Here is a 23986-nt window from a genome sequence, read left to right as displayed (position 1 = left end):
TCCTAAACCCCAAGCTACGGAACAGCAACTAAACGTAATAAAGAGTCAATAAAATCATCGCTGTGGATTCCTTCCGCCTCAGCTTCAAAACTTAACAAAATTCGATGTCGTAATACATCATGCGCAATGACATGAATGTCATCTGGAGTGACATAATCTCTACCAGAAAGCCAGGCATGAGCTTTGGAACAGCGGTCCAAAGCAATGGTGGCGCGCGGGCTGGCACCAAAACGCAACCAACGGCCTAGTTCTTCACTGTATATACCTGGATTACGTGTTGCGACCACTAATTGCACTAGATAGTTTTCCAATGCTTCGCTTGTATGCACATTAAGTACTTGTTTCCGTGCTTCAAATAATGTTTTTTGTGACAATTTCTCTGATGAGGGTGGTTTGGTGGCCATTGTAGCGCCTAGGGCTTCTTTGCGTGATAAGGCCAATATATCGTGCTCTACTTTGGCATCAGGATAACTAATTTTTACGTACATCAAAAATCGGTCCAATTGGGCTTCAGGCAAAGGATATGTTCCTTCCTGCTCAATGGGGTTTTGGGTTGCCATAACTAAAAATAATTCAGGCAGTGGATAGGTCTTGCCTCCGATAGTAACTTGTCTTTCAGCCATTGCTTCAAGTAAGGCCGATTGTACTTTTGCTGGGGCACGGTTAATTTCATCTGCTAAAAGCAAATGATGGAATATAGGCCCTGGTTGAAATACAAAAGAACCATTTTGTGGATGATATACATCCGTACCGGTTAAATCGCCAGGTAATAAATCAGGGGTAAATTGGATGCGATGAAAATTACCTTCAACCCCATCAGATAACTCTTTAACCGCCCGGGTCTTTGCCAATCCGGGGGCGCCTTCCACGAGTAAATGGCCATCAGCAAGTAAGGCAATGAGCAAACGTGAGATTAATTCATTTTGGCCTAAAATTTGCGAATTTAAGCGATGACTTAACTGTAATATTTGGTGCTGCACAGCATTTCCAGTTTTATTGTCTTCTACCTGCGCCATAATTTCTACCTTAAATATGAAAAACATCGAAGAATAAAATTAAGAGAACTTATCCTAACGTGAATTGTACGCGCTGCCAAGTGGGGGAGAACAACTGAGTTCTCGTCAGCCCGAGCATCTCGAGGGATGAGGAGGCTTTTGTGGGGTGATGGCCGCTGCACTCAGGATGATGTCAGAAACCTGAGGCTACGTCTCGCTTCACCCAGGCCACAGTATTGATTATTGCTGGTAATCAGGATGAAGCTCTAGTGGCATCATCGTTTGTAGCTTTTGATATAGCGAAAGAATTTCTTCACAAAAAACATGGAGCTGTTGTTGATTTTCCCATAAATCGTAATCCGTTCCCTTAAGAAAAACCTGTTGCTTTGCTAGAGTCTTTAATAAAACGAGCTCTTGGCGAGAAAAACCCAAATGGCTATTTAATTCAACCAGTTCCATAAGTTTCTTGTGCTCTTTAACTGGACGGTGTTCATGCAAACAATACGCTTTTAATGTCAGTTGAAACGCTTGGTACATCAGCGAAGTGACGGGGGTTAATACGGCAAGTGGATCGGCTTGTCGAAAGGTCCAATCGGTAATTTGTTGTAACAGATAATCTGCAGCATAGGCGTGTTGTGTTGCAATATTGAGCATTTCCAAAGGGGATAAGTAACGTTTGTCCATAAAAAGCTGTTCCTGTTTAATTCGGTACCTTTAGCTTGCGCAGCAGATTTTAACTGCTTTTTTTAGGTTCAAGTATGTTAAAATAGGCCCTCATTATATCCATGAAATAAATTGATGCACGCTTTTCTTAATAGTTCTTTGAAATTGGGTTCTTTGACTCTAGCCAATCGATTAATTCAAGGTCCTTTGGCTGGTTATAGTTGTGCACCATTCAGAGTCTTGTTTAATCGATATGCGTCACCTGCATATTGTGTTACTGAAATGAGTTCTGCCACGGATATCCTGTATAAACACACGGCAAACTCCCGTTATATTTACCGAGCGCCGCAGGAACAGATTCTTGCTTATCAAATTGCAGGGACCGATTCGCACATTCTGGCACAAGCAGCGCAACTGTTGCAGCTCAATGGCGCCGACATCATTGATATAAATTGTGGATGCCCTAAACCTAAAATACGAAAAAAGGGGGCGGGAAGTGCCTTGCTGGAAGTTCCAGAGCAATTGGTTCAAATTATAAAAGAAGTTCGCGCTGTAATTACTATTCCTTTAACGATTAAAATTCGCATACAAGGCAATAAACAGGATCTTGTTCTGGCAAAGAAAATTGAAGAAGCGGGAGCGGATGCATTGATTGTGCATGGGCGGCGTTGGATTGATGACTACGATGTGGCCTCTGATTTACAGCAAATCGCGCAAATCAAACAAGGTATTACCATTCCTGTGATTGCAAATGGCGATATTCACGATGTTACCAGTTTACAAAGAGCAATCGAAGTAAGTGGTTGTGATGCGTATATGATATCGCGCGCTGGAACTGGCAAGCCTTGGCTTTATCAGCAGCTACTGCAACAATCCCATGGGGTTGTGAACCTCGAGGAAAAAATTAATTTATTTATGGATCACTTACAGGGTCTGGCTGCATTAGAAAATGAATATAAAGCAATTTTGCAAAGTAAATCTTTAGTACGTTACTATTTTGGGTCAATGTTTGATGCGTCATTGCTGCAACGTTTTTATCAATTGGACTCTCTTGAAAAAATACATCAATTCTTTGCTGTATTTACCACAGATCCAGTAATTATTTGATGGTCTCCAGAAAAATGCTTTTTGTTCATTCAATTTTTAGATGGAACATTTGAAGAAAACTTAGATTAGATCACTATAATCTTGTTGATAAACATGCAGATGTTGTAATCGTTCGGCTACTTTTTGGGCTCCTTGCTGATCACCGTTTTCAAAACGAAGTTTAGCCAGATAATTGAGATAAAGCTCTATATAATCCGGAGGAATAGGATAATGAAGACCAGCTTCCAAAACTTGCTGGGCGGGCTGCAGTTCTTTTTCCTCTATTAAGAAGCGGGCAAAAGTAAGTCGAGCCAAACAAAAATGTGGATTATTTTTTAGCGCCTTAAGAAAATATTCTTTTGCCTCTCGGGGCTCATTAAAGACTAAGCTTTGTAACAAAGCCATTTGAAAATAGGAACGGGCAAAGTAGGGATTCATCGCGATTGCATGATTAATGGCAGTTACCGCTTTTTCTGTCCAATAATGACGTAGGTGCTCTGATGTTGCATTCTGGATCAATTGGAGGTACGCATCGATTTGCAGACTTTGAATTTCCACAAAATGAAATGACTTTAAAGCCTGGTTGCTGTGATGAACTGCATGATGAAATTGTTTTTCCTGAAGTGCAGTCTCCGTTTTCCCTATATAGTGTTCTAGGATTAAAAAACGGATAAAGTAACTGCTTAAAAGTAAAAGAAATATCATTAGACTGCTTTGTAGAATCCAAATACTTTTTCCAGCTGACAATAAATAAATTCGGACACAGCCTTCTTTCTTAAAGAAATAATAAAGATATCCTAAACAACATCCCATGAGGAGATTCATGGGAAATACGTAGAAGTTGAAATCAATAATACTATGGCAAATTAAAGCACCTAATGCGGCAAAACAAGCCATAGCTTGGATACAGGTTATGGGATTTTTATGTTGCTTTTTTAAGTAGCGGCTTAAATAAACAATGAAAATTACCATCACACCAATAAGAATAACAACACCAGGAACTCCTGTTTCAATTAATAATTGTAAAAAGTCATTGTGCGCGTATTCGAGATTTGAGCCATCACCGGGTAAACTAAATGCCGGATAGTACTGTTTAAAATTGAAAATACCTAAACCGTACCAAGGGGTTATTTGCCATAAGTGCCATGCACCTTGCCAAATAACAAGACGTGATTTCTCATGAGCAAGTAAATCCAGCCGATGATGTATGGCAGGTTGCGCCAAGAGATACAAAGTAATTAAAGCCAGAACCAGGACTGCGGATAATTGATAAATCGTTTTTATTTTTATCGCCTGACGAGACAAAGCAATTTCCAGTACAGTGAAGAAAATAAAACAAAGGATCACACCGCGGCTTAATGCCGCGAATAAAGCAAAGGTAATCATGTAAATACTGATTAAAAGAGACGTTTTATGAAGTATCTTGGGTACTTTGGATGGAGTTATGTCAATAAATTCAGGATGATTTAAGCTAAAGAATTTTCCCATTAATAATAGGTTAACCATCATTAAAAAGGCTGCAGCAGTGTTTTTACTTGCAAAAAATCCAGTAGGCATTGCATTTCTAACCAAGAGTTGCATAAGCGCATACACCGCACAGATTAAACCCAATACCCAGAGTATCCTCAGCAAATTTTGCCATAACCATTCAGTAAGAGGATTTTGAGCCATTAAAAAAAATCCAAATATCCAGGCCGTACACTGGAAAATGCCGAAAAAAGCGGTATTCGGAACCCAGCCCAGCAGCGGCGGGATAGTTGTCCAGGCAAGCCAGATAGCCAGCAAAAATGTTAGGGTGGACGTTTGAATTGATTTTGAAGGCCAATGAAAAGAAATAGAACGGACTAGAACTACGAACATCAAGCTGTAGCTAATCAGTAAAATAGAATAATCGCTTGTTCCTTTAAACAAAAACGATGCGATCAGCAGGAGGAAAAATAGGGCTCCTACTATTTTATGAAGACGCGACGTAATCACTCCCCCCCTTGCCTATGTGCTGAGGCTTTTCTGTGAAAGCCATTTTGGATCTACTTTCATGGATGCCGCGGATAACCCGCGGCACATGATTGGATAAGGGTAGTACCCAGTGCAAAGGATTTTAACATCAAGAAAGCCATTTTGCTTTGATAAAAGGACCATCCAGAGAGAAATCATTCTGGGTTACAACAGTTGCAGGATTAGAGTTTCCTCCGGGAGGAAGAAGAAACATATCAAAATAATGTTGCCACATCCAACCGCCCATTAAGGTAAGTTGTCCGCTAATGCAGCTGCCCCATTGATAGCTTAAGCCTAATTTTGCTTCCAATTCGGGAACGATATGGGTGCCTTTGGCTTGCGCGCTAAAAGGAAAAGCATTGGGTCCGCTTATATTTGCCCCCGATAATTTTGCTTTTCTTTCGCCAAGGAGTATGGCTGTAGCACTTTGAGCAAATACAGCAAAACCATGGTTCAGTTTATGAGCCATGTCTATTCCCACTCGAGGGCCTGCACCTTGGAATTTTGTATGCGCTACTGATTCTTGAAAGAGAGTATTAGGTGGGAAGAAAATGACATTTTCAAAATCATACTCTGCACGTTTAATCTTGGAGTTGACATATTGTCCTCCGCCATAAAAACGAATGTCTGTATTTTCACCGAAGGAGCTGCTTTGTGCCAATTCAAGATTGACCGCATCAAAATAAGTGTCAAATCTCAATTGAGTAGTATTATCTGCTATAAATGGGTTTACCGCTGGGTTTTCATTAATGAAGGTAAGAACACTACTGGAATGATTTCCTCTAAAGTGCAACCAATTTAAATTAAGGTCATTTCCTGTGTTAAAATGATAGCCTCCTTCCAGCAAAAACCCCCAATCCCAAGAGGATTTAATGGTATTGGACGTTTGGGTAATTGTGCCATCCGTTTGGAAATGTTTTACAGTCAATGCAGGATTGAGCAGGTCTGAATTGGTGTTTGGCTGTAGATATAAAGCGCTAATACCGATTTCCCATGCATTGCATGGACAGGGAACGGTTACATCATCAGTCTCGCAAGAGGGTTTTATTACCCCCATAGCCCCAGCATGTAGCAAACTGGTATTTAAGGCAATAAATAGAAAAGTTCCTATTTTTTTCATAAAGTCACGATCTCCTTGTGTTTTTTACTTATTATTTAATAAGTTTCTTGATTAAGCAATTAGATAATAATTTATTTAGCCTCGCAAGCTTCTCCCGCCATCCACTTTAAGTATCTGTCCGGTGATGTAGGGATTTTCAGCCAAAGCTAAAATGGCCTGAGCAATATATTCTGGATCTCCATGTTTTTTTAATGGTGTTTTCGCAATAATTTCTTCTTTTCTTTCTGGAGTGAGCGTATTGAAATTTTCAGGCCAGGCGGTTGCGCCTGGAGCAATGGCATTGACCCTGATTTCGGGAGCAAATTCGCGGGCCAAGCTCTTCGTTTGCATTTCCAAGGCTGCTTTGCTTTGACAATACACCGAGTACCCTTTCAGTGGTTTTTCTGCATGGGTATCCGTTATGTTGATAATGGCTCCAGAGTGTTTCGCCAGCAATGGACGCGCTGCAAGGCTCAGTAAAAAAGGTGCCTTAACATGGACATTAAAAAGAGCATCCCAATCGCTTTCAACAAATGCAGTAAATTCAGTACGGATGAAAACGGAGGCATTATTGACTAATAAATCCAAACGACTGGTCCAATCTTGTATGGAGGTAATGATCTCTTCTGCGGCACCCGATTCGGTTATTTCTCTTTGTAAAACAAAGGCGCTATTTGGTCGTTGCTCATTTAAACCTGCTGCTAGAGAATGAGCCTCTTGCAATGAATGATGGCAATGAATGATTGTTTTGTATCCTGCTGCATGCAGGGTTTTGACTGTTGCGGCACCAATACGACGTGCTCCACCAGTGACTAAAGCAACCTTTGCTTCTTGTTTGTTTGTCGGATTCAATGTATTTTCCCTATTTTTTAGATTATCCTGGGTTTTGCCTATTAAAAAGAATCCCCTCTCCTACTTGCGGGAGAGGGGCCGGGACGAGGCCCTCATCCGTCCTCACGGGCACCTTTTCCCCCCAAGGGGAGAAGGGAATAATTTGCTAATGGCGGGGTTGCCCAGGTTTTTATCTACAATTTTTTAAATGACTGACTATGAGTATATTACAAACTTTACATACACTACTGGCTGAACGCCAGTCGATTCCCTTTGTGGAATTCATGCAGTGTGCATTGTACGCTCCTGGTGAAGGATATTACAGTTCTGGGTTACAAAAATTAGGGAAACAGGGTGATTTTATTACCGCTCCTGAGTTGACTCCCTTATTTGGTAAAACATTAGCGAATCAATGCCAACAGGTGCTCATGACGCTGGAGTCTCCTGTTATATTCGAATTTGGTGCGGGTTCAGGGGCTCTTTGTGTCGCTGTTTTAGAACAGCTGGAAGAGCAAAATTCTTTGCCAGCAGCATATTACATTTTGGAAGTCAGTGCCAATTTACAGCATCGCCAACGCGAACTTATAGCACAAAAAATTCCCCATTTAGCCCATTTAGTTATCTGGCTTGATCGTTGGCCGAAAGTTCCTTTTAATGGGGTGGTGTTGGCTAATGAAGTCCTGGATGCGATGCCAGTTCATCGTTTTATGAAAACCGAAAAGGGTATTATGGAAAGTTATGTTGCTTTGAATGAGCAGCAACAATTAACGGAACGGTTCGAGCCCTGCCATAATCAACGCTTGTTGGATTATATAAAGAACAGATTATCCTTGCCTGATGCGCCTTATCTCTCTGAAGTGAATCTTTTTATTGATGATTGGATTTTGAATATTTATCAGATGTTAAAGCAAGGGGTGGTGTTTTTAATTGATTACGGATTTCCCCGCCATGAGTATTACCATCCAGATCGTAATCAAGGAACATTGATGTGTCATTACCAACATCGCAGCCATCCGGATCCTTTATTGCATCCAGGAGAGCAAGACATTACGGCGCATGTGGATTTTACGCATGTAGCAGAAGCTGGACAACAAGTGGGTTTTCATATTGCGGGTTTTACCAATCAAGCCTCTTTTTTGCTGGCTAACGGTTTGCTAAGCTTATTAAATACTTTGGATAATGAATTGGATCAAGTACGAGCAAAACAAGCGATAAAACAGCTTACCCTTCCGAGTGAAATGGGGGAGTTATTTAAAGTAATCGCATTAAGTAAGAATGTAGAAGTTTCCTTAAATGGATTTCTATTAAATGATAAACGAGTGAGTTTATGAAGATAAAAAGATACCTAACCACAGTGGAATTACAAAAAGAATCCATGAAATTTTCTGCTGGCCATACAACCATTTTCTCGGCAACTGAAAGAGAACCATTGCACGGTCATATGTATGGAGTTTATTTGGCACTCACCACTTGGGTTGAAGAAAATGGGATGACTTTTGACTATCGTTACTACAAAGAACGTATTCATAAATTATGTCGTTATTTAAATCAAACGTTTCTGATGCCGCAGTTTTCTCCTTTTCTGGAGTATGCTGAAGATGAAGAATATTATTATTTTACGTTTAACCACAAAAAAATTCCTTTTCTTAAAGAAGATGTGACTTTATTGCCTGTAACGAATATTACCGTTGAAGAGTTATCACGTTGGTTTGTTAATGAATTGATTAAAGATAAGGCAGAGCTGGATCGACATCGTATTGAACATGTAGTGGTCAAGGTGTTTTCGGCTCCGGGACAATCAGCCAGCCACCAATGGCAAAGAGTGCATGAATAACACCGATCACGAACATTCTATTGGGAAAAATTCTGTGTCAGCTCAAGATACTTCTTTAGAGTGTGTCGATGATGAGAGTTCCGGGAGCAAATCGCAGGGAAGAATGACTGTTTATCAAGTTTGCATCCCACACACGCATCGAGATTGTTTTGATTATGTCGCAGAAGGTTTAAACCCATCTATCGGTGTTCGAGTCTGGGTTCCTTTTCGCAAACAAACTCGGTTAGGGGTGGTAATCGGTAAAATCAACTCTGTGTATGATGTGACTTCCCTAAAAAATATTCATACGGTTATTGATGAACAACCTTTAATCGATGAAACCATGTTGACTTTATGCTCATGGATTGCCAATTATTATCAATCGCCTTTATCTGAAGTATTACCCCTGGCTTTACCTAAAAAATATCGATTAGGAGAACCTTGCCAATTGCCGACAGGGGATTTTTATCACCTGGCATTACCTGTCGATGAGGCCAAAAAGCGTATCCCTGCTCGTGCACATAAGCAATTGGAGCTTATCGAGTTCTTGAGTGGACAAAAGGAGCCGGTGGCCAAACATCGTTTGACAGAGAGGGGATTCAATTCCACGCAACTGTGTAATTTACTTGCAGCTCAGGTTATTTCTTTATCCCAGCAGATCATGCTCCCAGAAAACGCAGAGGCCTCATTATCATCCCCCTTAACACTTAATCTCGAACAAGCTGTGGCTGTGGCGGCGATCACGGAAGCTTTACACCAATATCAATGCTTTTTATTGCAAGGGGTTACCGGGAGTGGCAAAACAGAAGTCTATTTGCAGGTAATCGCGCAAGTATTAGCGCAACAAAAACAAGTTTTAGTGCTCGTTCCTGAAATCGGGTTAACCCCGCAATTAGTCTCACGCTTTACGGCACGCTTTAAGCAACCAATTGCTGTAATTCATTCCAGTTTGAATGAAACGGAGCGGCAAGTTGCATGGCAATTAGCAAGGGAAAGCAAGGTGCAAATGGTGATTGGAACGCGGGCTGCACTGTTTACACCTATGCCCAATTTAGGACTCATTGTCATTGACGAAGAGCATGATGCATCATTGAAACAAATGGAAGGGGTACGTTATTCTGCCCGAGATGCGGCGCTAATGCGGGCGCATTTGGCCAACATCCCTATTATTTTAGGTTCAGCAACCCCTAGCCTTGAAAGCATGCATAATGTGAGGCAAAAGAAATACACCTTATTACGTCTGAATCATAAAGCGCTTTCAATTACCCCTTTGCATTATCAACTCATTGATTTACGTTCGCAAACATTACAGCATGGTTTGGCAGCAACAACGTTGCACGTCATTAAAGAGCATTTACGCAAACAAAATCAGGTAATGGTATTCATCAACCGTCGTGGGTTTTCCCCAGTTTTGTTATGCCATCAATGTGGCTGGATGGCTGACTGTCGTGCTTGTGATAGCCATTTAACGCTGCACAAACAGTTAGGGCAGATGATATGTCATCATTGTGGATTGACCCAAAAAACTCCGAGTCATTGCCAAAGCTGTCAAAGCATGGAATTGATTCCAGTTGGGGCAGGAACCCAACGTATCCATGAGTTTCTAAGCGCTTACTTTCCGAATACGGAAGTAGTGCGCATCGATCGTGATGCCGTGCGTAAAAAAAACGCTTTAAATGAACATCTAAACAAAATTCATCAAGGCGAGGCACAGTTAATCGTTGGCACCCAAATGTTAGCAAAAGGCCATCATTTTCCTCGTCTCTCTTTAGTGGTTATTCTGGATGCAGATGCGGGACTTTATAATCAGGATTTCCGAGCTCTAGAGCATTTAGGGCAGCTATTAATGCAAGTTTCAGGGCGTGCAGGGCGAGCAGACCACGACGGTCAGGTTTTGATTCAAACGCATTTACCCAATCACCCGTTACTTAATTTATTGATTCAGCAAGGATATGATAGTTTTGCGGATGCGTTATTAACTACCCGGCAACAAGCTCAACTTCCTCCTTTTCACTATTTGGCCATAATCAGGGCACAAGGAAAAGTCGCTGGAAGTGTATTAAAATTTTTACATGCAGCGAAAGAGCAAATGCTAGAACACTCCATCACGGTGATGGGGCCAGCACCTGCTCCTATGCCACGTAAAGCCAATCAATATCGGATGCAACTGTTACTTAAGTCCTCATCGCGAAAAAAATTAAAAAATGTTTTAACGCAATTACGAGAATGGCTTATGGGAAATAAATTAAGTAATGGTGTACGGTGGAATGTGGATGTGGATCCTATGGATTTATCTTGAAGGAGGTCGATAAGTGGTTGATTCGAAAATTGAAGTACATAAAAAAGTTTTTTCCATCGCTTGGGGGGATATGGATGCACTGGGGCATGTAAACAATGCACGCTATTTTGATTATTTTCAGGAAGCCCGTATTGAATGGTTACGACAACTCAATATCAGTATGACTGAAAATACCGGGCCTGTAGTAATTCATGTTGCATGCACTTTTTTAAAACCGGTCATTTATCCGGCGACAGTGACTTTGTGTTCCAAAATACACAGTCTGGGAAATTCCAGCATGATGATGGACCATGATTTATACCAGGATGAGCTACTAATGGCCCAAGGCAGTTGTAAAATTGTTTGGGTGGATTATGTTCAAAATAAATCGGTTCCCTTACCTGATAAAATTCGTAGATTTTTTAAATAAAATCTCGTTAGAAAATTAGCAATGCCGTTGTTTTATTAATTTGAGTCTATACTCAATGGTATAAGTTTTAGGTGATGGAATAAACTTATGCAGATTTTATGTATAGAGTCTCAGCATCAACAACCGTCGAGATCACTCAGCTTTAGTGATACGTTACACAGAATTGATCTTTCTCGATATGAGGAGTCATTGAGGTTTTATACTACAAATAAAAGCGTTAATGTTTTTCGCGAATTACTAAATAATCTAGATATTAAGACAACGTTATTTACACTATTAGGTTCTGGAGATTTTCATCATCTATCTTATTTTTTTTTAGAACGAATTAAAGAACCTTTTAATTTAATTGTATTTGATAATCATACCGATTGCAGTTTCATGCCCCCTAGGTTTCATTGTGGTAATTGGCTTTACAGCGCGGCGCAGCTGTCACTATGCAAAAAGATCCTTCATATTGGTGCTACAGATGGATATTGCTGGTTTGATCGACTATTCGGTTTAAACCAATTAATACGAAAAAAGCACTTCATTGCGTTTTCAGCACAAGATGTGCAGAGTCAAGGAATTCAGGGTTATCAAAATGCATTACAACAAATTGATAGGGATTTACCCATATATATAAGTATCGATAAAGATGTTTTCTCAGCTCAAGAAGTTGAAACAGATTGGGATCAAGGTATTCTAAAAATAACTGATTTTTTGGAAATGTTAGCTTTGTTAACTCAATATAGAATCATAGGAGCTGATATAACCGGGGAACGAACGGAGCCCGTTCGTTATAAAAGCGTTATTAAACGGACCATGTCGCACTGGGAGCATCCCACATTGCGAGCAATTGAGGGTGACAATCGATTAAAACCTAATGAGCTTAACCAATATATTATGGAAACATTGGGAGTCGAATTAAATGATGGTGCTTGAATGGATTCCATTATTTTTATTTTGCTCTCTTCTCGAAGCCCTCGGTCAGCTGGCTTTTAAAAAATGTGCACTTGCAAGCTCATCCCTAGCAGGTATTAATTATTATTTGAGCCTTTTTAAAAATATTTATTTATTTATGGGAATTTCCCTTTTTTTAATGGAATTTATAGCCTGGGTATTCATCTTGAGACACCTACCCTTAAATATTGCTTTCCCACTGACCGGAATACAACAACTGATTGTTATCTTTTTTTCGTGTATTTTTTTAAAAGAAAAAATAAATTTCGCGCAGTGGATTGGCGTGGGAATGATAGTTATGGGGATAATATTACTGGAATAGGACTTAACATTATTATGAATATACAACTTCAAAATTTTTTTGAAGGCAGAGATTGGCTCTCCCTTTATTTAAAACATCCCGATCCTCAGTTCTTGCCTCAAGAAATCAAACTGGAAGATAATTCTACTACTTTTGTTTTTTTGGGAAAAGTGAATTTATCCAATTTACTTGAAACGCCTATTCCACTTCCCTCCTTATCGATCCTTTTTTGGGGTAATCCCATTACAGATTTATTTCCCGCATGCAACAGTATGAATGCAATTGAAATGCAAATTGAAAAGGTATTTAACCTTGCTAAGAGCCAGAATGTCTCTGCTATTGCGGTTAAAGATTTACCTGATGGTCATTTTCTTGAAGCAAGCTTAATAAAAAGAGAGTTTATACCCATTGAGCATGATCCAATTTGGTATCATAAAGTGCCTATGAGTCTGGATGATTTTTTCTCTACCTTATCAAAAGGGAGGCGAAGGGGGTTAAAAAATAGATGGATCCGTTTTCAAAAAATGGTACAGGTAAGAGAAGCAACCCAGAATGATATTTCATTTATTATGACTGCTTATGAACATACCTGGCAAAATGCAGTATTAAAATTAGAAAAGTTGACCATCGACTTTTATATGGCCGCATTGCTTAATGACCAATGCAAAATCTTTATTTATGAACATCATAATACACCTTTTGCTTTTACTTTACTCTACCTCAAAGATCAGATGATTTTTGATAAATATATAGGGAGTATACCCGCAGTCGCGCATAAATTCTCTTTTTACTCAATGAGCATTCTCTACATATTAGATTGGGCAAAGAAACAAGGTTTTCAGTGGTATGTTGCAGGGCAAGGTTGTGGGGAATCTAAAAGAGCATTAGGATTTTCTGCAATTCCTTGTAAGATTTGGGCTAAGCCCTTGAAATTAGCTCGAGTGCTCATGCTTTTCTCGAATAGAATTATTAAAACTCACTCCAATAGGATTAGGTGCATATGAAGGCTTTTTTGCTCTGGGTCTCATTGATCATTAGTGATACGGTTACTCAATTATTAATTAAAAAGGGCGCTGTAGTTGCCGTTGCTCAAGACCACTACGTAAATGGTTATATTTTTGCAGGGTATGCAACTTTGGTCATTTCCTTTTTGATTTGGATGAGTATCTTAAAAACTATGCCTTTATATCTGGCATTATCTGTATCCTCATTTGTCTATATACTCATAGCGCTGTCCTCTTACTTTATTTTGGGTGAAACGCTTACAGTAAAGATTTTTATAGGTACTCTACTTATTGGAGTAGGTGTTTATATTATTAGTTATAATTATTATGCATCTAAATAAATGTAGCCTTCTTTTCGAAGCAACAAGTTGCAAAAGTACTCAAGCGGACCGACAATCGAGAATATTTACAAGTTCAGAAAGTGATTTTTACCCGCTTGAGTATCTCATAATTTGATTCATTGCTTATTTAAACCGCAATTGGCGCTTTGATTGCGGGATGAGATTGATAATTTACGAACTCAAAATCATCATAAACATAATCAAATAACGATGAGGCTTTGCGTTTTATATTTAAGGTAGCTAGGGGTAAGGGTTCTCTGCTTAATTGCGTACGCGCTTGTTCTAAATGATTGAGATATAAGTGGCAATCGCCGCCAGTCCATATAAAATCGCCCACATTGAGATTGCATTGCTGGGCAACCATGTGAGTGAGTAGCGAATAAGATGCAATATTAAAAGGTACACCTAAAAACACATCTGCAGAGCGTTGATACAATTGGCACGAAAGCGTCTTGTCAGCCACATAAAATTGGAATAACGCATGACAAGGCATTAACGCCATTTGATCCAACTCGCCAACATTCCAGGCACTGACCAGTAAACGGCGTGAGTCAGGATTGGTTTTGATTTGCTGTACCACATCACTGAGTTGGTCAATCGTACGGCCGTCTGTGGTTGGCCAGTTCCGCCATTGTTTTCCATAAATAGGCCCTAAATCGCCATCGCTATTGGCCCATTCATCCCAAATAGTGACCCCATTCTCATTTAAATAGGCAACATTGGTATCTCCTTTTAAAAACCAAAGTAATTCATGCACAATACTGCGCATATGCAATTTTTTGGTAGTTACTAAAGGAAATCCTTGGCGCAAATCAAATCGCATCTGATACCCAAAAACCGATAAGGTTCCTGTCCCTGTTCGGTCTGTTTTTTGGGTACCGTGTTGTAAAATATGTTCTAATAAATTCAAATAAGTTTTCATCGTTTAAGCCACCATAACCAAAATCCAAGTAATAACATGGGGATAGATAAAATTTGTCCCATAGTCAACCATCCAAAGGCAATATAGCCAAGCTGTGGATCAGGTTGTCGGAAAAATTCCGCAATGATACGACACACTGCATACCCCATTAAAAAAACAGCGGACACCCGTCCAGCGGGACGAGGTTTACGTGCATAGATCCAGACAAGGAGAAATAAACCAATTCCTTCCATACCGAATTCATACAACTCAGAGGGATGGCGAGGCTGGTTATCCACATGACTGTATACCATACCCCAAGGCATATCAGTCACTCGTCCCCATAACTCCCCGTTAATAAAATTGCCGATACGCCCAGCACCTAAACCAATAGGGACCAGGGGGGCAATAAAATCGCCTATTTCCAGGAATGATTTTTTACTTTTGCGAGAAAAGAGCCAGAGGGCGACAGCAACACCCAGCAAGCCACCATGGAAAGACATTCCTCCTTGCCATATTTTAAATAAAGAGAGGGGATCATGCATCAATTCCGGGAAATTATAAAAAAGCATATAACCAATTCGGCCACCAATAATGACACCTAGAGCCGCATAAAAAATCAAATCACTGATTTGTTCTGAAGTCCAATCCAGGTGATAGTGCTTGTTCCGCCAATGAGCGAGTAACCAGCCACTGACAAAGCCAATCAAATACATTAAGCCGTACCAATGAACTTGTATTGGACCTATTGAAAATGCTACAGGGTTAATGTACGGAAAGGTTAGCATATTTTTTAAGTTCCTTTTTTTCCGAACCCACGCCATCGGGATGGCGCAGGTTTTTGTCGTGCTGCACCCAGGGTATTGGATTCAATCAGATTCTTATTCATAAAGACTTTCCAGCACGGATGAGGCCGCCTAATCCTTCTTCCTCTAATGCCTTTTGTAAATGAAAACGTATTTGCGCTGGGTGTTCGAACTCCAATACTTCGGCAAGAATCTTGCGCGCATTAGCAATGGCTAAATTACGAATAACCCATTTCACACGCGGTAAACTAGAAGAGTTCATACTTAAGGTATCAAAACCCATGGCGACTAATAAGATCACAGCTAAAGGATCACTGGCCATTTCACCACAAATACTCACTTCCACTCCTGCTGCATGACCTCCTTCAACTACCTTCAGCAAAACACGCAACATCGCTGGATGCATGGAATCATAGAGGCCGGCAACGCGGGCATTATTCCGGTCGACAGCCAGAAAGTATTGGGTCAAATCATTGCTGCCTACAGAGATAAAATCAACTCGCTTGGCGATTTCCCGTGCCAAATAAGCAGCGGCAGGAACTTCGATCATGACACCTAACTTTGGTTTTTCGATGACACAACCTTCTTCTAACAATTCTGTAAACGCTTGATCAATAAGATAAGAAGCTTCTTCAACCTCGCTTAAATTGGTGACCATAGGTAACATGATCCGCAAATTATTCAACTCTTCGCTTGCACGCATCATCGCGCGCACTTGCATCAAGAAGACATCAGGATGATCCAGGGTGACCCGAATTCCTCTCCATCCTAAATAGGGGTTATCTTCTTCTACAGGAAAATAGGGGAGTACTTTATCGCCACCAATATCCAAAGTTCGCATGGTTACTGGACGGGGGGCGAAGGCTTTCAATGTTTGCCGATAAATAATGGTTTGCTCATCTTCTGAAGGGAAATGATCCCGACTCATAAAAGGAACTTCCGAACGGTATAAACCCACACCCTCAGCTCCGACGCTCATGGATAAACCAGCGTCCATAGCTAAACCGGTGTTTACTTGCAGAGAAATTTTATAGTTGTCGGTAGTTTCAGCAGGCTTATCCCTTAAACTGATTAGACTCTGGTTTAGTGCCTGTTCTTCTTGTTCCAGAAGTTTGAATTCTGCAAGTACAGATTTCGATGGGGAAATATAAACTTGTCCATAATACCCATCAACAACAATGGCGCGTCGGGAAATTGAATCTAATTTTAAACCACGAACGCCCATAACTGTGGGAACACCTAAGGCGCGCGCTAAAATAGCAACATGCGAGTTATTAGAACCCTTGGCTGATATAACTCCCGCCAGGTATCCTTCAGGAACCTCAGCCAATGCTGCTGCAGTTACTTCCTCGCCAACCAAAACGGTCCTTTTAGGGTATACAATCTCTTCTTGTTGTGACCACTGTAATGCTGCTAAAACACGACGTCCCAAATCGCGGAAATCACTGGCTCGCTCTCTAAGATATGAATCCTCCATATTTTCAAATTGGGCTATGTGTTTTTTAATTACAGTAGCTAATGCAGCCTGGGCTCCAATTTTTTCTTTACGAATGATGTGTTCGACTTCAACACCTAGGCTGTCTTTATCCAAAATACGTAAATAAACGTCAAACAGGGCATGTTCTTCTTCCCCGACAACCGACTTCATGCGCCTACTTAAGCGGTGCATGTCTTCACGAGTGGACTCCAGAGCTTCGTAAAACGCATTAATTTCCTCATCCAAAGTCTCAACTGGATTTTGTGGTACCGCATCAATATCTGCTTGCGGATATACAACCACCGCAGTACCTATTCCAATACCTGGGACCGAGCCAATCCCTGCTAGAGCGGTTGTACTGGTTTCAACTTTTTTAGTAACACCCATAGGCTTGGGTTGGGTTAGTTCCGCTAACTCACCTGTTGCCTCTGCATGAGCGATAATTCCACCAAGTTGAGCCGCTAAGGTAATTAAAAAAGATTCTTCTGTATCATCGAAGTAACGTTGTTCTGTTTGTTGAACAATGAGGACGCCATAGAGTTTTCTATGCTGAATAATAGGAACGCCTAAAAATGCTTTAAGATGCTCTTCGCCCAATAGCGGATTATGATAAAAGTCAGGATGGGCAGGGGCATCTTCAAGATTTATAGGCTCTTCCCGCCGACCGACAAGGCCTACAAGGCCACTATCAAATGAGATGCGAACCCGAAATTGTGCTTGCTTGTTTAAACCTTCTGTTGCAATAAGGACATATTCAGCGTGTTTGGTATCGATGAGGTAAACGGAAGCGGCCTCCGCATTAATGGCTTTATTTATTTGTTGCACTAAAATGACAAGCGCCTCAGAAAGCTGCTTTGCTGTAGTGACTTCTTGAACTATCCGTTTAAGTACTTTGAGCATCTATGCCTATGATTACCTCTTTTGTAAATGGTCACCCTATTAAGGAACGGCCGTATCGAGTATATGTGGAATAAAATCGCTGCGAGAAATACTCCCGTACGATTTTCGTTCAATCTATGCTCAAATTCAATCGTTCACCAACATTTTTAAATCGCAGCTGTCCTATGTTCTCTTTTTTCGTTTAATGCCATAGGGGGAACGACGATTCTTTTTCAATAAAGGCTCTAATTCTTTTAACGCCTGCGAGTACACTTGGCGTTTAAAAAAAATAACCTGCCCTTCTGGCTCATGAAAATCAACCCATCGCCAGCTGTCAAATTCTGGTGAGTCGCTCAGATCCAGTTTGACTTTCTGCTCACTGGCAACGAGCTTTAACAAATACCATTTTTGTTTTTGTCCAATCACTAAAGGTTCGCTGCCATGACGCAGATATTGTTTAGGAAGTCTGTATTTAAGCCAGCGTTTGGTAGAGCCAATCACTTCAACATCTTCCTTATCCAAACCTACTTCTTCATGCAATTCCCGAAACATTGCTTCTAATGATGTTTCACCAGCAGCCAGGCCGCCCTGCGGAAATTGCCATGCATCATGACCAGTCCTTCTACCCCAAAAAACCCTATTCTGTGCGTTGACAAGGATAATACCTACATTCAACCGATAACCGGCACGATCAATCACCATGATGTCACTGTTTAGATTAAACCGCTAATAGCTTGATTTTTCCATAAACTGCGAGAGCTTGGCAATTAAATCTGTAATTATTATTGAAAAAAGGTAACTACTCAACAAAATCCGTCTTATTTCTATTAACGTAAATGGTGCCTGTCCGCATCCGAACCCGAAAAAGCATTGTAGGTATAGGCTTAAGAGCGAGAATCATGAATCATTTCTATACTCACTAAATGGCGCACGATTTTCGGTTGACATATAAGGTCATATACATGGATTAGAATCCCTCAGTATGCATGACCCTACCCTGGATTCAATAAACGTATATAATTGGGACAAATATTTTGAGTTTGAAGCATATGAAAAAGAGAATTTTAATCATCAATACGGGCGGGACAATTAGTAGCATTAAGACAGAAAATGGTTATGAGCCAGCTGCGGGTTATGTAGAAGCTGCTTTGCAACAGATTCCTTTGCTCAAACATGAAGACATGCCCGAATATTCGATAAAAGAATATGATCCGCTGCTTGATTCCTCGAATATGACGGTGTACGACTGGAATCGAATAGCACGTGATATAGCGGACAGTTATGCCTATTTTGATGGCTTTGTTGTATTTCATGGCACGGATACCATGGCTTACACTGCATCGGCTTTATCCTTTATGTTGGAGAACTTAGGTAAACCAGTCATTATTACCGGTTCGCAGATTCCTTTATCTGAAGTACGTAATGATGCAATCGATAATGTGATCACTTCCTTATGGCTTTGTGCGAATCAGCCCATACACGAAGTATGTATTTATTTCAATCAACATCTGTTACGCGGTAATCGCTCACAAAAAATTAGTTCACAAGGGTTTAAAGCGTTTGATTCTCCGAATTACCCCCATCTAGCGTCTATTGGGATTGAAATAAAAGTTCACAAAAGCTTGTTGCTGAAACGACCGCAAAAGCCCTTTCATTTACAAACAATAGAGCCACAGTTTATTGCCAATTTCAGGTTATTCCCGGGGTTCGCTACGGAGGTTTTGACTTATATTTTAAATCAGTCTTTATGCGGTTTGATCCTCGAGACGTACGGTGCAGGTAATGCACAAAATAATGATCCTCGTTTTTTAAAATTACTCAAGGATACTTGTGCACGTGGGGTGATCATTGTTAATTGCACCCAATGCCAACAAGGTGGTGTGGAAATGAGTCAATACGCTACCGGACATTCTTTAAAGAAAGCGGGGGTGATTAGCGGTCATGACATGACCCCAGAGGCAGCTCATTGCAAATTATTGTATTTGCTAAGTAAGCGATTAGAAATTTTAGAAATAAAAAAGCTTATGGAAACAGATCTTTGTGGTGAATTGACTTCATAGCTAAATATTTTTGCCCCAGGCCAGGGGACGACTCAACAAATTTTTCCCATCCCGGGGGAGATGGGATTTTTTTAAGACCGAATAATTAAAGTGATAACGCTACTTTCTCTTCTTCCTTTTCTTTTTTATCGTGTGCTCTGGCTTCAATTTCCTCAAACGCATTGTCCATCGCGACTTTTAATCGGCCACGACTTGGTTTTATAGTTGGTGCTTTTACACGAGCAACGGCAATCAAAGTGACTTGCACCGGTATCGAGTCAATTGGTTTGGACTCTTCACAAATTTCAGCATTCTCTCTATGAATGGCTTGTATTGCTTCAATAACAAATGTTTTACGCAAACTTTTGTAATCCGGTTTATCTGGATCTAAACCGCCCAGTTTTTTCTTACAGATGAGAATATTTTTCATCAGGCACTCTTCTTTTTTGGCTCTGATTTCTATCGCGGTAGAGTTACTAATGGAATTGGTTACTTTTTCATATATTTTCGCGAGCATTCCTTCTTCTGGTGGACAAATAATGTGTTCGCCCAAATAATAAGCTGCATGAGCACAAAGTAGATTAAACGGATCATCATCATCAGCGACATCGATAAAAGTAAATGCTTTCTCACCGTTCTCGCTTTTCTCATTTTTCTCAGATTTCTCCACAAGACAACGGTAGAATCGATCTAGGGTTGAATTGAGTTTACTTAAAGTGTCATTCAAATCACCGCGCTTCCATGATTTTTTTGCACGCATACTTTCAACTGCGCTATCTATGTCGCTAATGAGTAATTGCAAGGCTGCTAAATTTTTTTTATCTGTATCTTCTGGGACAAAGTCTGCAACTAATTTTTGCAGAGTACGGGTTATATTTCTTTGTTGTTCTGAATGTTTGGTATCTCGAAACAATCCATATAACATCCCATTATCATCAGCAATTGAATCTTCAATTGATTTATTCAAAACTCGGTCAATAAGTGCTTGGACTGTTCTAACAAATATGGTCATCGCTCTACTCCTTGAACTGTAATTTAGTTATCATACCTGTACTATTGAGACAGACTTTTCATCGCATGGCTGTCATTGTGCTTAACCTAGGAATTCATAACTCCATGAACTTACAAATTATTATTTTAGCTGCAGGACAAGGCAAACGAATGTATTCTAGTACCCCTAAAGTACTTCACCAAATTGCTGGGAAGCCTATGTTGACTCGGGTAGTAGAAACCGCACAACAACTAAATCCTGATGTAATTCATGTTATATACGGTCATGGTGGTGAACAACTTAAGAACTCACTCCCTGACTTACCTGTGCATTGGGTATATCAAGCAGAACAATTGGGTACTGGACATGCAGTCATGCAAGCCTTACCTTTTATTCCACCACAAACACAAGTACTTGTTTTATCTGCTGATGTACCGCTCATTCAAGCAAATACGTTGCATGCTTTAATCGAATGCAGCCATACAGCAAATTCCTATAAATCCGTTTTGGCACTTTTGGTTGCTCATCTCGAAGATCCTAGCGGTCTTGGACGTATTATTAGAGACAACCAAGGTGAAGTTTCCATCATTGTAGAAGAAAAAGATGCAAATGAGCAAGAAAAGAATATAAAAGAAATTTATTCTGGGATATGTTGTGCACTATCTGATGACCTGGCTTCTTGGTTGCCCAAATTGAGCAATGATAATGCTCAGTCTGAGTATTATCTAACAGAAATTATTGCTTTAGCGGTTGCCAGTCAAACCCCAATTAAAACACTGAGTGTAAAAGATAGCGCAGAAATTCAAGGTGTAAATAACCGATTGCAATTGCAGCAGTTAGAACGCATATGGCAGGTACGGCATGCAGAACAATTATTGCAGCAAGGTGTGATGCTTGCTGACGCCAATCGCTTTGATGTGCGTGGTGAGTTAGTCTGTGGTAAAGACGTATTCATTGACATTAATTGCGTATTTAAAGGAAAAGTAGTGCTCGGCGATGGCTGTTCTATAGGACCTAATTGCGTACTCACCGATGTAAGTTTGGGAGCGGGTTGTGAGATTTATGCCAATAGTGTATTAGAAGGATGTGTCATTGCTAATGATTGTACTATTGGCCCTTTTGCTCGCTTAAGAACGGGCACCGAATTGGCTCCGCACTGTAAGATAGGTAATTTTGTTGAAACCAAAAAAGCTGTATTTGATGAGGGCTCTAAGGCAAGTCATTTAAGCTATTTGGGTGATGTGACTCTTGGAAAACAAGTTAATGTGGGGGCTGGTACGATTACCTGCAATTACGACGGGGTAAACAAACATAAAACCATTATTGAGGATGGAGTTTTTGTTGGTTCAGATACTCAGCTCGTTGCTCCAGTAACGGTAGGTGCCTATGCAACTATAGGCGCGGGCAGTACTATTCGTAAAAACGTTCCTCCTGGTGAGTTGACACTCACTGAATCAAAACAGAAAACGGTTTATGGTTGGAAGAGACCGGTGAAAAAATAAGTACTCACGCTGTATGACTGGAAAGTCACATTGGGCTCATCGTTCAACCTAAGCTCAAATCTGACTTTCCACCATAATTCAAATACACTTCCTAACCTCGTCATCCCGCAGTAGTGAGGGAGCTCCACTGTGTAGCACGGTGATTAGTATGAGGAGATTCCTGATTGCTCTTGGATGTCGTCAAAATCCTCGGATTCCGCGCATCAATCATACTGCAAAGCCAATGACTTGTTTTTTTCCATATAAGCACAGAACCACAGAATAAATGGTAGAAAAATCAAGGCCATTAATAATTTATAATGCCAAACATTTGCTACTAAATTAATAATTTGATCATAAGGATAGATGCCACCGAATAGTAAACTATAGTCAATCAAACATAATAAAGAAGTAGAACAAAAATTAGCGATTAAAATACGTAAGGGACGATGAAAGTTCCATTTGGAGTTTTTCAAATAATGGAGCAGCATGGCATTACTGATAAACCCAATAAACAAGGTCAGAGAAGCAGTGGGTAATCGCTTCAACATAATGTAGTTGTAGAAAGGATTCAAATTAAAAAATGTTGGAGAGGGTAAGGCTACAATCCCCATTAGTAAAACATCGAAGGTAAATTGGGTGGCAATGAGTATCAGACATAATTTTAGATTGACTCGATAACCCCAAAGCTCACCGAGAATGGTACTAATTGCCAGGGTAATGGGAAAAAATAATGAACTTGCCGAGAGCACCATGTATTTATTGATAATGGTTACTATTCTGTATTCACATGCTAAACAAATAAGCATGACCACAATCGCAATACAAATAAAGTAATGATATAAGGGTAACTCTTCTCTGCCGCGTTCAGGAAAAAATAAGTTTTGGTATTTCAATAATAAAGTCAGATAGAAAACACCGATAACGAGTAGTATAAGCGAGGCAATCATCAATGAATCAATAAAAATTTGTTTGAAACTTTGAAGATGAGTTCCTGAAAATAAGAGAAAAAAGTCCAGCCCAAAAAAACTGATGCCACCTAATACTGCTAGAAGCATGCATTGTTTGGGAGTGGGTGAAGTTTTACTGGATTTAGGATAAACCAAAAGATGGGGTAGGTAAAAACTCAAGGCAAAAGCAATCGTAGTTGCAAAGAACTTTTTAGGTATGTCTTCAAAAATAATTTGATACACTGGATTATCATGCATGTACTCCGCTGCAGGTAAATTGATTAGGACATAAACGCCAATACAATAGAGATACAACGTCATCAGCGACATATTGAGCATGTGTCTTTGCTCTTTAATCGTGCAATTTCTTAATGCTAATAAATACAAGCCTGCTATAAGGGGGCAGATTAAACCATTTACAGAAAATATTAGCCCTTGAATCAGTACAATTTTAAAAGAGACATTGATTAATAAAATCAGGGTGGTAATTACACCTACGGTTAGAAACAAAAAACAGCGTGAACGCTGTGAAGGCAATGATTGATTCATATTTATCGGATTTCCATAATTTTTCCTTGGCCTGTGCTGATAATTGCCCTGTAATCAACTAATTCGCGCGTAAATATAACACCATTGCATTTAATATGGCAATAGTTGGCCAGTTTTGCTTAAGACACAGATGATATG

Annotated in this window: 22 protein-coding genes; 11 read left to right on the top strand and 11 right to left on the bottom strand. The window is 40.1% G+C overall.

Annotation, left to right across the window (positions count from 1 at the left end; translation table 11 throughout):
- Positions 1-14: 14 nt before the first annotated feature.
- Positions 15-1016: an AAA family ATPase gene (locus ACF8MK_RS04400; RefSeq protein ID WP_392538339.1), complete on the bottom strand. Its 1002-nt coding sequence runs from the start codon at positions 1014-1016 to the stop codon at positions 15-17.
- Between the two features lie 219 nt (positions 1017-1235).
- Positions 1236-1679 carry a hypothetical protein gene (locus tag ACF8MK_RS04395; RefSeq protein ID WP_028382441.1) on the bottom strand — a complete coding sequence of 148 codons (444 nt, stop codon included), beginning with the start codon at positions 1677-1679 and terminating at the stop codon, positions 1236-1238.
- Positions 1680-1793: 114 nt separating this feature from the next.
- Here ACF8MK_RS04395 and ACF8MK_RS04390 point away from each other — a divergent pair, with 114 nt between their 5' ends.
- Positions 1794-2765: a tRNA dihydrouridine synthase gene (locus ACF8MK_RS04390; RefSeq protein WP_392538338.1), complete on the top strand. Its 972-nt coding sequence runs from the start codon at positions 1794-1796 to the stop codon at positions 2763-2765.
- A gap of 60 nt (positions 2766-2825) precedes the next feature.
- Here the strand turns inward: ACF8MK_RS04390 and ACF8MK_RS04385 are convergent, their stop codons facing one another.
- The 3 genes from ACF8MK_RS04385 to ACF8MK_RS04375 all read right to left on the bottom strand — a co-directional run bounded on the left by ACF8MK_RS04385 (position 2826) and on the right by ACF8MK_RS04375 (position 6690).
- Entirely contained in the window at positions 2826-4721 is a 1896-nt protein-coding gene (locus ACF8MK_RS04385) for an O-antigen ligase family protein (protein WP_392538337.1), read from the bottom strand.
- A gap of 127 nt (positions 4722-4848) precedes the next feature.
- Complete coding sequence (locus tag ACF8MK_RS04380; RefSeq protein ID WP_392538336.1) at positions 4849-5859, bottom strand: Lpg1974 family pore-forming outer membrane protein; 1011 nt, start codon at positions 5857-5859, stop codon at positions 4849-4851.
- Between the two features lie 75 nt (positions 5860-5934).
- Complete coding sequence (locus ACF8MK_RS04375) at positions 5935-6690, bottom strand: pteridine reductase (protein ID WP_392538335.1); 756 nt, start codon at positions 6688-6690, stop codon at positions 5935-5937.
- Between the two features lie 197 nt (positions 6691-6887).
- Here ACF8MK_RS04375 and ACF8MK_RS04370 point away from each other — a divergent pair, with 197 nt between their 5' ends.
- From ACF8MK_RS04370 to ACF8MK_RS04335, 8 genes are all read left to right on the top strand, one after another.
- Positions 6888-8000 carry a class I SAM-dependent methyltransferase gene (locus ACF8MK_RS04370; protein ID WP_392538334.1) on the top strand — a complete coding sequence of 371 codons (1113 nt, stop codon included), beginning with the start codon at positions 6888-6890 and terminating at the stop codon, positions 7998-8000.
- A complete protein-coding gene (locus ACF8MK_RS04365; protein ID WP_392538333.1) occupies positions 7997-8503 on the top strand; it encodes a 6-pyruvoyl tetrahydropterin synthase family protein in 507 nt (168 codons plus the stop codon). The genes ACF8MK_RS04370 and ACF8MK_RS04365 overlap by 4 nt, the downstream gene beginning before the upstream one ends.
- A 103-nt stretch (positions 8504-8606) precedes the next feature.
- Positions 8607-10781: a primosomal protein N' gene (locus ACF8MK_RS04360; protein ID WP_392538918.1), complete on the top strand. Its 2175-nt coding sequence runs from the start codon at positions 8607-8609 to the stop codon at positions 10779-10781.
- 70 nt (positions 10782-10851) lie between these two features.
- A complete protein-coding gene (locus ACF8MK_RS04355) occupies positions 10852-11190 on the top strand; it encodes an acyl-CoA thioesterase (protein ID WP_392538917.1) in 339 nt (112 codons plus the stop codon).
- An 87-nt stretch (positions 11191-11277) separates the two neighbouring features.
- Positions 11278-12111, top strand: coding sequence for an arginase family protein (locus ACF8MK_RS04350; RefSeq protein WP_392538332.1), 834 nt, complete (start codon positions 11278-11280; stop codon positions 12109-12111).
- A complete protein-coding gene (locus ACF8MK_RS04345; protein ID WP_392538331.1) occupies positions 12098-12451 on the top strand; it encodes an EamA family transporter in 354 nt (117 codons plus the stop codon). Before ACF8MK_RS04350 ends, ACF8MK_RS04345 begins: the two co-directional genes overlap by 14 nt.
- Positions 12452-12465: 14 nt before the next feature.
- Positions 12466-13434, top strand: a complete 969-nt coding sequence (locus ACF8MK_RS04340) for a GNAT family N-acetyltransferase (protein ID WP_392538330.1) — start codon at positions 12466-12468, stop codon at positions 13432-13434.
- Positions 13431-13775, top strand: coding sequence for an EamA family transporter (locus tag ACF8MK_RS04335; RefSeq protein ID WP_392538329.1), 345 nt, complete (start codon positions 13431-13433; stop codon positions 13773-13775). The genes ACF8MK_RS04340 and ACF8MK_RS04335 overlap by 4 nt, the downstream gene beginning before the upstream one ends.
- A gap of 127 nt (positions 13776-13902) precedes the next feature.
- Here the strand turns inward: ACF8MK_RS04335 and thyA are convergent, their stop codons facing one another.
- The 4 genes from thyA to ACF8MK_RS04315 all read right to left on the bottom strand — a co-directional run bounded on the left by thyA (position 13903) and on the right by ACF8MK_RS04315 (position 18537).
- Positions 13903-14697 carry a thymidylate synthase gene (gene thyA / locus ACF8MK_RS04330; RefSeq protein ID WP_392538328.1) on the bottom strand — a complete coding sequence of 265 codons (795 nt, stop codon included), beginning with the start codon at positions 14695-14697 and terminating at the stop codon, positions 13903-13905.
- Positions 14694-15464, bottom strand: coding sequence for a prolipoprotein diacylglyceryl transferase (gene lgt, locus ACF8MK_RS04325; protein WP_028382451.1), 771 nt, complete (start codon positions 15462-15464; stop codon positions 14694-14696). The genes thyA and lgt overlap by 4 nt, the downstream gene beginning before the upstream one ends.
- Positions 15465-15561: 97 nt before the next feature.
- Entirely contained in the window at positions 15562-17859 is a 2298-nt protein-coding gene (gene ptsP / locus ACF8MK_RS04320; RefSeq protein WP_392538327.1) for a phosphoenolpyruvate--protein phosphotransferase, read from the bottom strand.
- A 162-nt stretch (positions 17860-18021) separates the two neighbouring features.
- On the bottom strand, positions 18022-18537 hold the full coding sequence (locus tag ACF8MK_RS04315) for an RNA pyrophosphohydrolase (RefSeq protein ID WP_392538916.1): 516 nt from the start codon (positions 18535-18537) through the stop codon (positions 18022-18024).
- A 350-nt stretch (positions 18538-18887) separates the two neighbouring features.
- Here ACF8MK_RS04315 and ansA point away from each other — a divergent pair, with 350 nt between their 5' ends.
- On the top strand, positions 18888-19898 hold the full coding sequence (ansA, locus tag ACF8MK_RS04310) for an asparaginase (RefSeq protein WP_265701865.1): 1011 nt from the start codon (positions 18888-18890) through the stop codon (positions 19896-19898).
- Positions 19899-19983: 85 nt separating this feature from the next.
- Here the strand turns inward: ansA and ACF8MK_RS04305 are convergent, their stop codons facing one another.
- Positions 19984-20889 (bottom strand): hypothetical protein, encoded by a 906-nt coding sequence (locus ACF8MK_RS04305; protein WP_028382455.1) that lies wholly within the window; start codon positions 20887-20889, stop codon positions 19984-19986.
- Positions 20890-20993: 104 nt separating this feature from the next.
- On the opposite strand from ACF8MK_RS04305, the gene glmU reads away from it, so the two are divergent.
- Positions 20994-22370, top strand: coding sequence for a bifunctional UDP-N-acetylglucosamine diphosphorylase/glucosamine-1-phosphate N-acetyltransferase GlmU (gene glmU, locus ACF8MK_RS04300; protein ID WP_392538326.1), 1377 nt, complete (start codon positions 20994-20996; stop codon positions 22368-22370).
- Between the two features lie 203 nt (positions 22371-22573).
- Here glmU and ACF8MK_RS04295 read toward each other — a convergent pair whose 3' ends face one another.
- Positions 22574-23848 carry a VUT family protein gene (locus tag ACF8MK_RS04295; protein WP_392538325.1) on the bottom strand — a complete coding sequence of 425 codons (1275 nt, stop codon included), beginning with the start codon at positions 23846-23848 and terminating at the stop codon, positions 22574-22576.
- Positions 23849-23986: the final 138 nt, after the last annotated feature.

The sequence above is a fragment of the Legionella sp. 227 genome (assembly GCF_043161935.1).
Classification (GTDB): domain Bacteria; phylum Pseudomonadota; class Gammaproteobacteria; order Legionellales; family Legionellaceae; genus Legionella; species Legionella sheltonii.
Note: the sequence above shows the minus strand (reverse complement) of the source record. Positions and strands in the feature narration are given on the sequence as shown.

Excerpts from the sequence above, each read along its gene's own strand:
- ACF8MK_RS04400 (WP_392538339.1), bottom strand. The coding sequence starts at position 1,016 with ATGGCGCAGGTAGAAGACAATAAAACTGGAAATGCTGTGCAGCACCAA.
- ACF8MK_RS04395 (WP_028382441.1), bottom strand. The coding sequence starts at position 1,679 with ATGGACAAACGTTACTTATCCCCTTTGGAAATGCTCAATATTGCAACA.
- ACF8MK_RS04390 (WP_392538338.1), top strand. The coding sequence starts at position 1,794 with ATGCACGCTTTTCTTAATAGTTCTTTGAAATTGGGTTCTTTGACTCTA.
- ACF8MK_RS04380 (WP_392538336.1), bottom strand. The coding sequence starts at position 5,859 with ATGAAAAAAATAGGAACTTTTCTATTTATTGCCTTAAATACCAGTTTG.
- ACF8MK_RS04370 (WP_392538334.1), top strand. The coding sequence starts at position 6,888 with ATGAGTATATTACAAACTTTACATACACTACTGGCTGAACGCCAGTCG.
- ACF8MK_RS04365 (WP_392538333.1), top strand. The coding sequence starts at position 7,997 with ATGAAGATAAAAAGATACCTAACCACAGTGGAATTACAAAAAGAATCC.
- ACF8MK_RS04360 (WP_392538918.1), top strand. The coding sequence starts at position 8,607 with ATGACTGTTTATCAAGTTTGCATCCCACACACGCATCGAGATTGTTTT.
- ACF8MK_RS04355 (WP_392538917.1), top strand. The coding sequence starts at position 10,852 with ATGGATGCACTGGGGCATGTAAACAATGCACGCTATTTTGATTATTTT.
- ACF8MK_RS04350 (WP_392538332.1), top strand. The coding sequence starts at position 11,278 with ATGCAGATTTTATGTATAGAGTCTCAGCATCAACAACCGTCGAGATCA.
- ACF8MK_RS04345 (WP_392538331.1), top strand. The coding sequence starts at position 12,098 with ATGATGGTGCTTGAATGGATTCCATTATTTTTATTTTGCTCTCTTCTC.
- ACF8MK_RS04340 (WP_392538330.1), top strand. The coding sequence starts at position 12,466 with ATGAATATACAACTTCAAAATTTTTTTGAAGGCAGAGATTGGCTCTCC.
- ACF8MK_RS04335 (WP_392538329.1), top strand. The coding sequence starts at position 13,431 with ATGAAGGCTTTTTTGCTCTGGGTCTCATTGATCATTAGTGATACGGTT.
- thyA (WP_392538328.1), bottom strand. The coding sequence starts at position 14,697 with ATGAAAACTTATTTGAATTTATTAGAACATATTTTACAACACGGTACC.
- lgt (WP_028382451.1), bottom strand. The coding sequence starts at position 15,464 with ATGCTAACCTTTCCGTACATTAACCCTGTAGCATTTTCAATAGGTCCA.
- ptsP (WP_392538327.1), bottom strand. The coding sequence starts at position 17,859 with ATGCTCAAAGTACTTAAACGGATAGTTCAAGAAGTCACTACAGCAAAG.
- ansA (WP_265701865.1), top strand. The coding sequence starts at position 18,888 with ATGAAAAAGAGAATTTTAATCATCAATACGGGCGGGACAATTAGTAGC.
- ACF8MK_RS04305 (WP_028382455.1), bottom strand. The coding sequence starts at position 20,889 with ATGACCATATTTGTTAGAACAGTCCAAGCACTTATTGACCGAGTTTTG.
- glmU (WP_392538326.1), top strand. The coding sequence starts at position 20,994 with ATGAACTTACAAATTATTATTTTAGCTGCAGGACAAGGCAAACGAATG.
- ACF8MK_RS04295 (WP_392538325.1), bottom strand. The coding sequence starts at position 23,848 with ATGAATCAATCATTGCCTTCACAGCGTTCACGCTGTTTTTTGTTTCTA.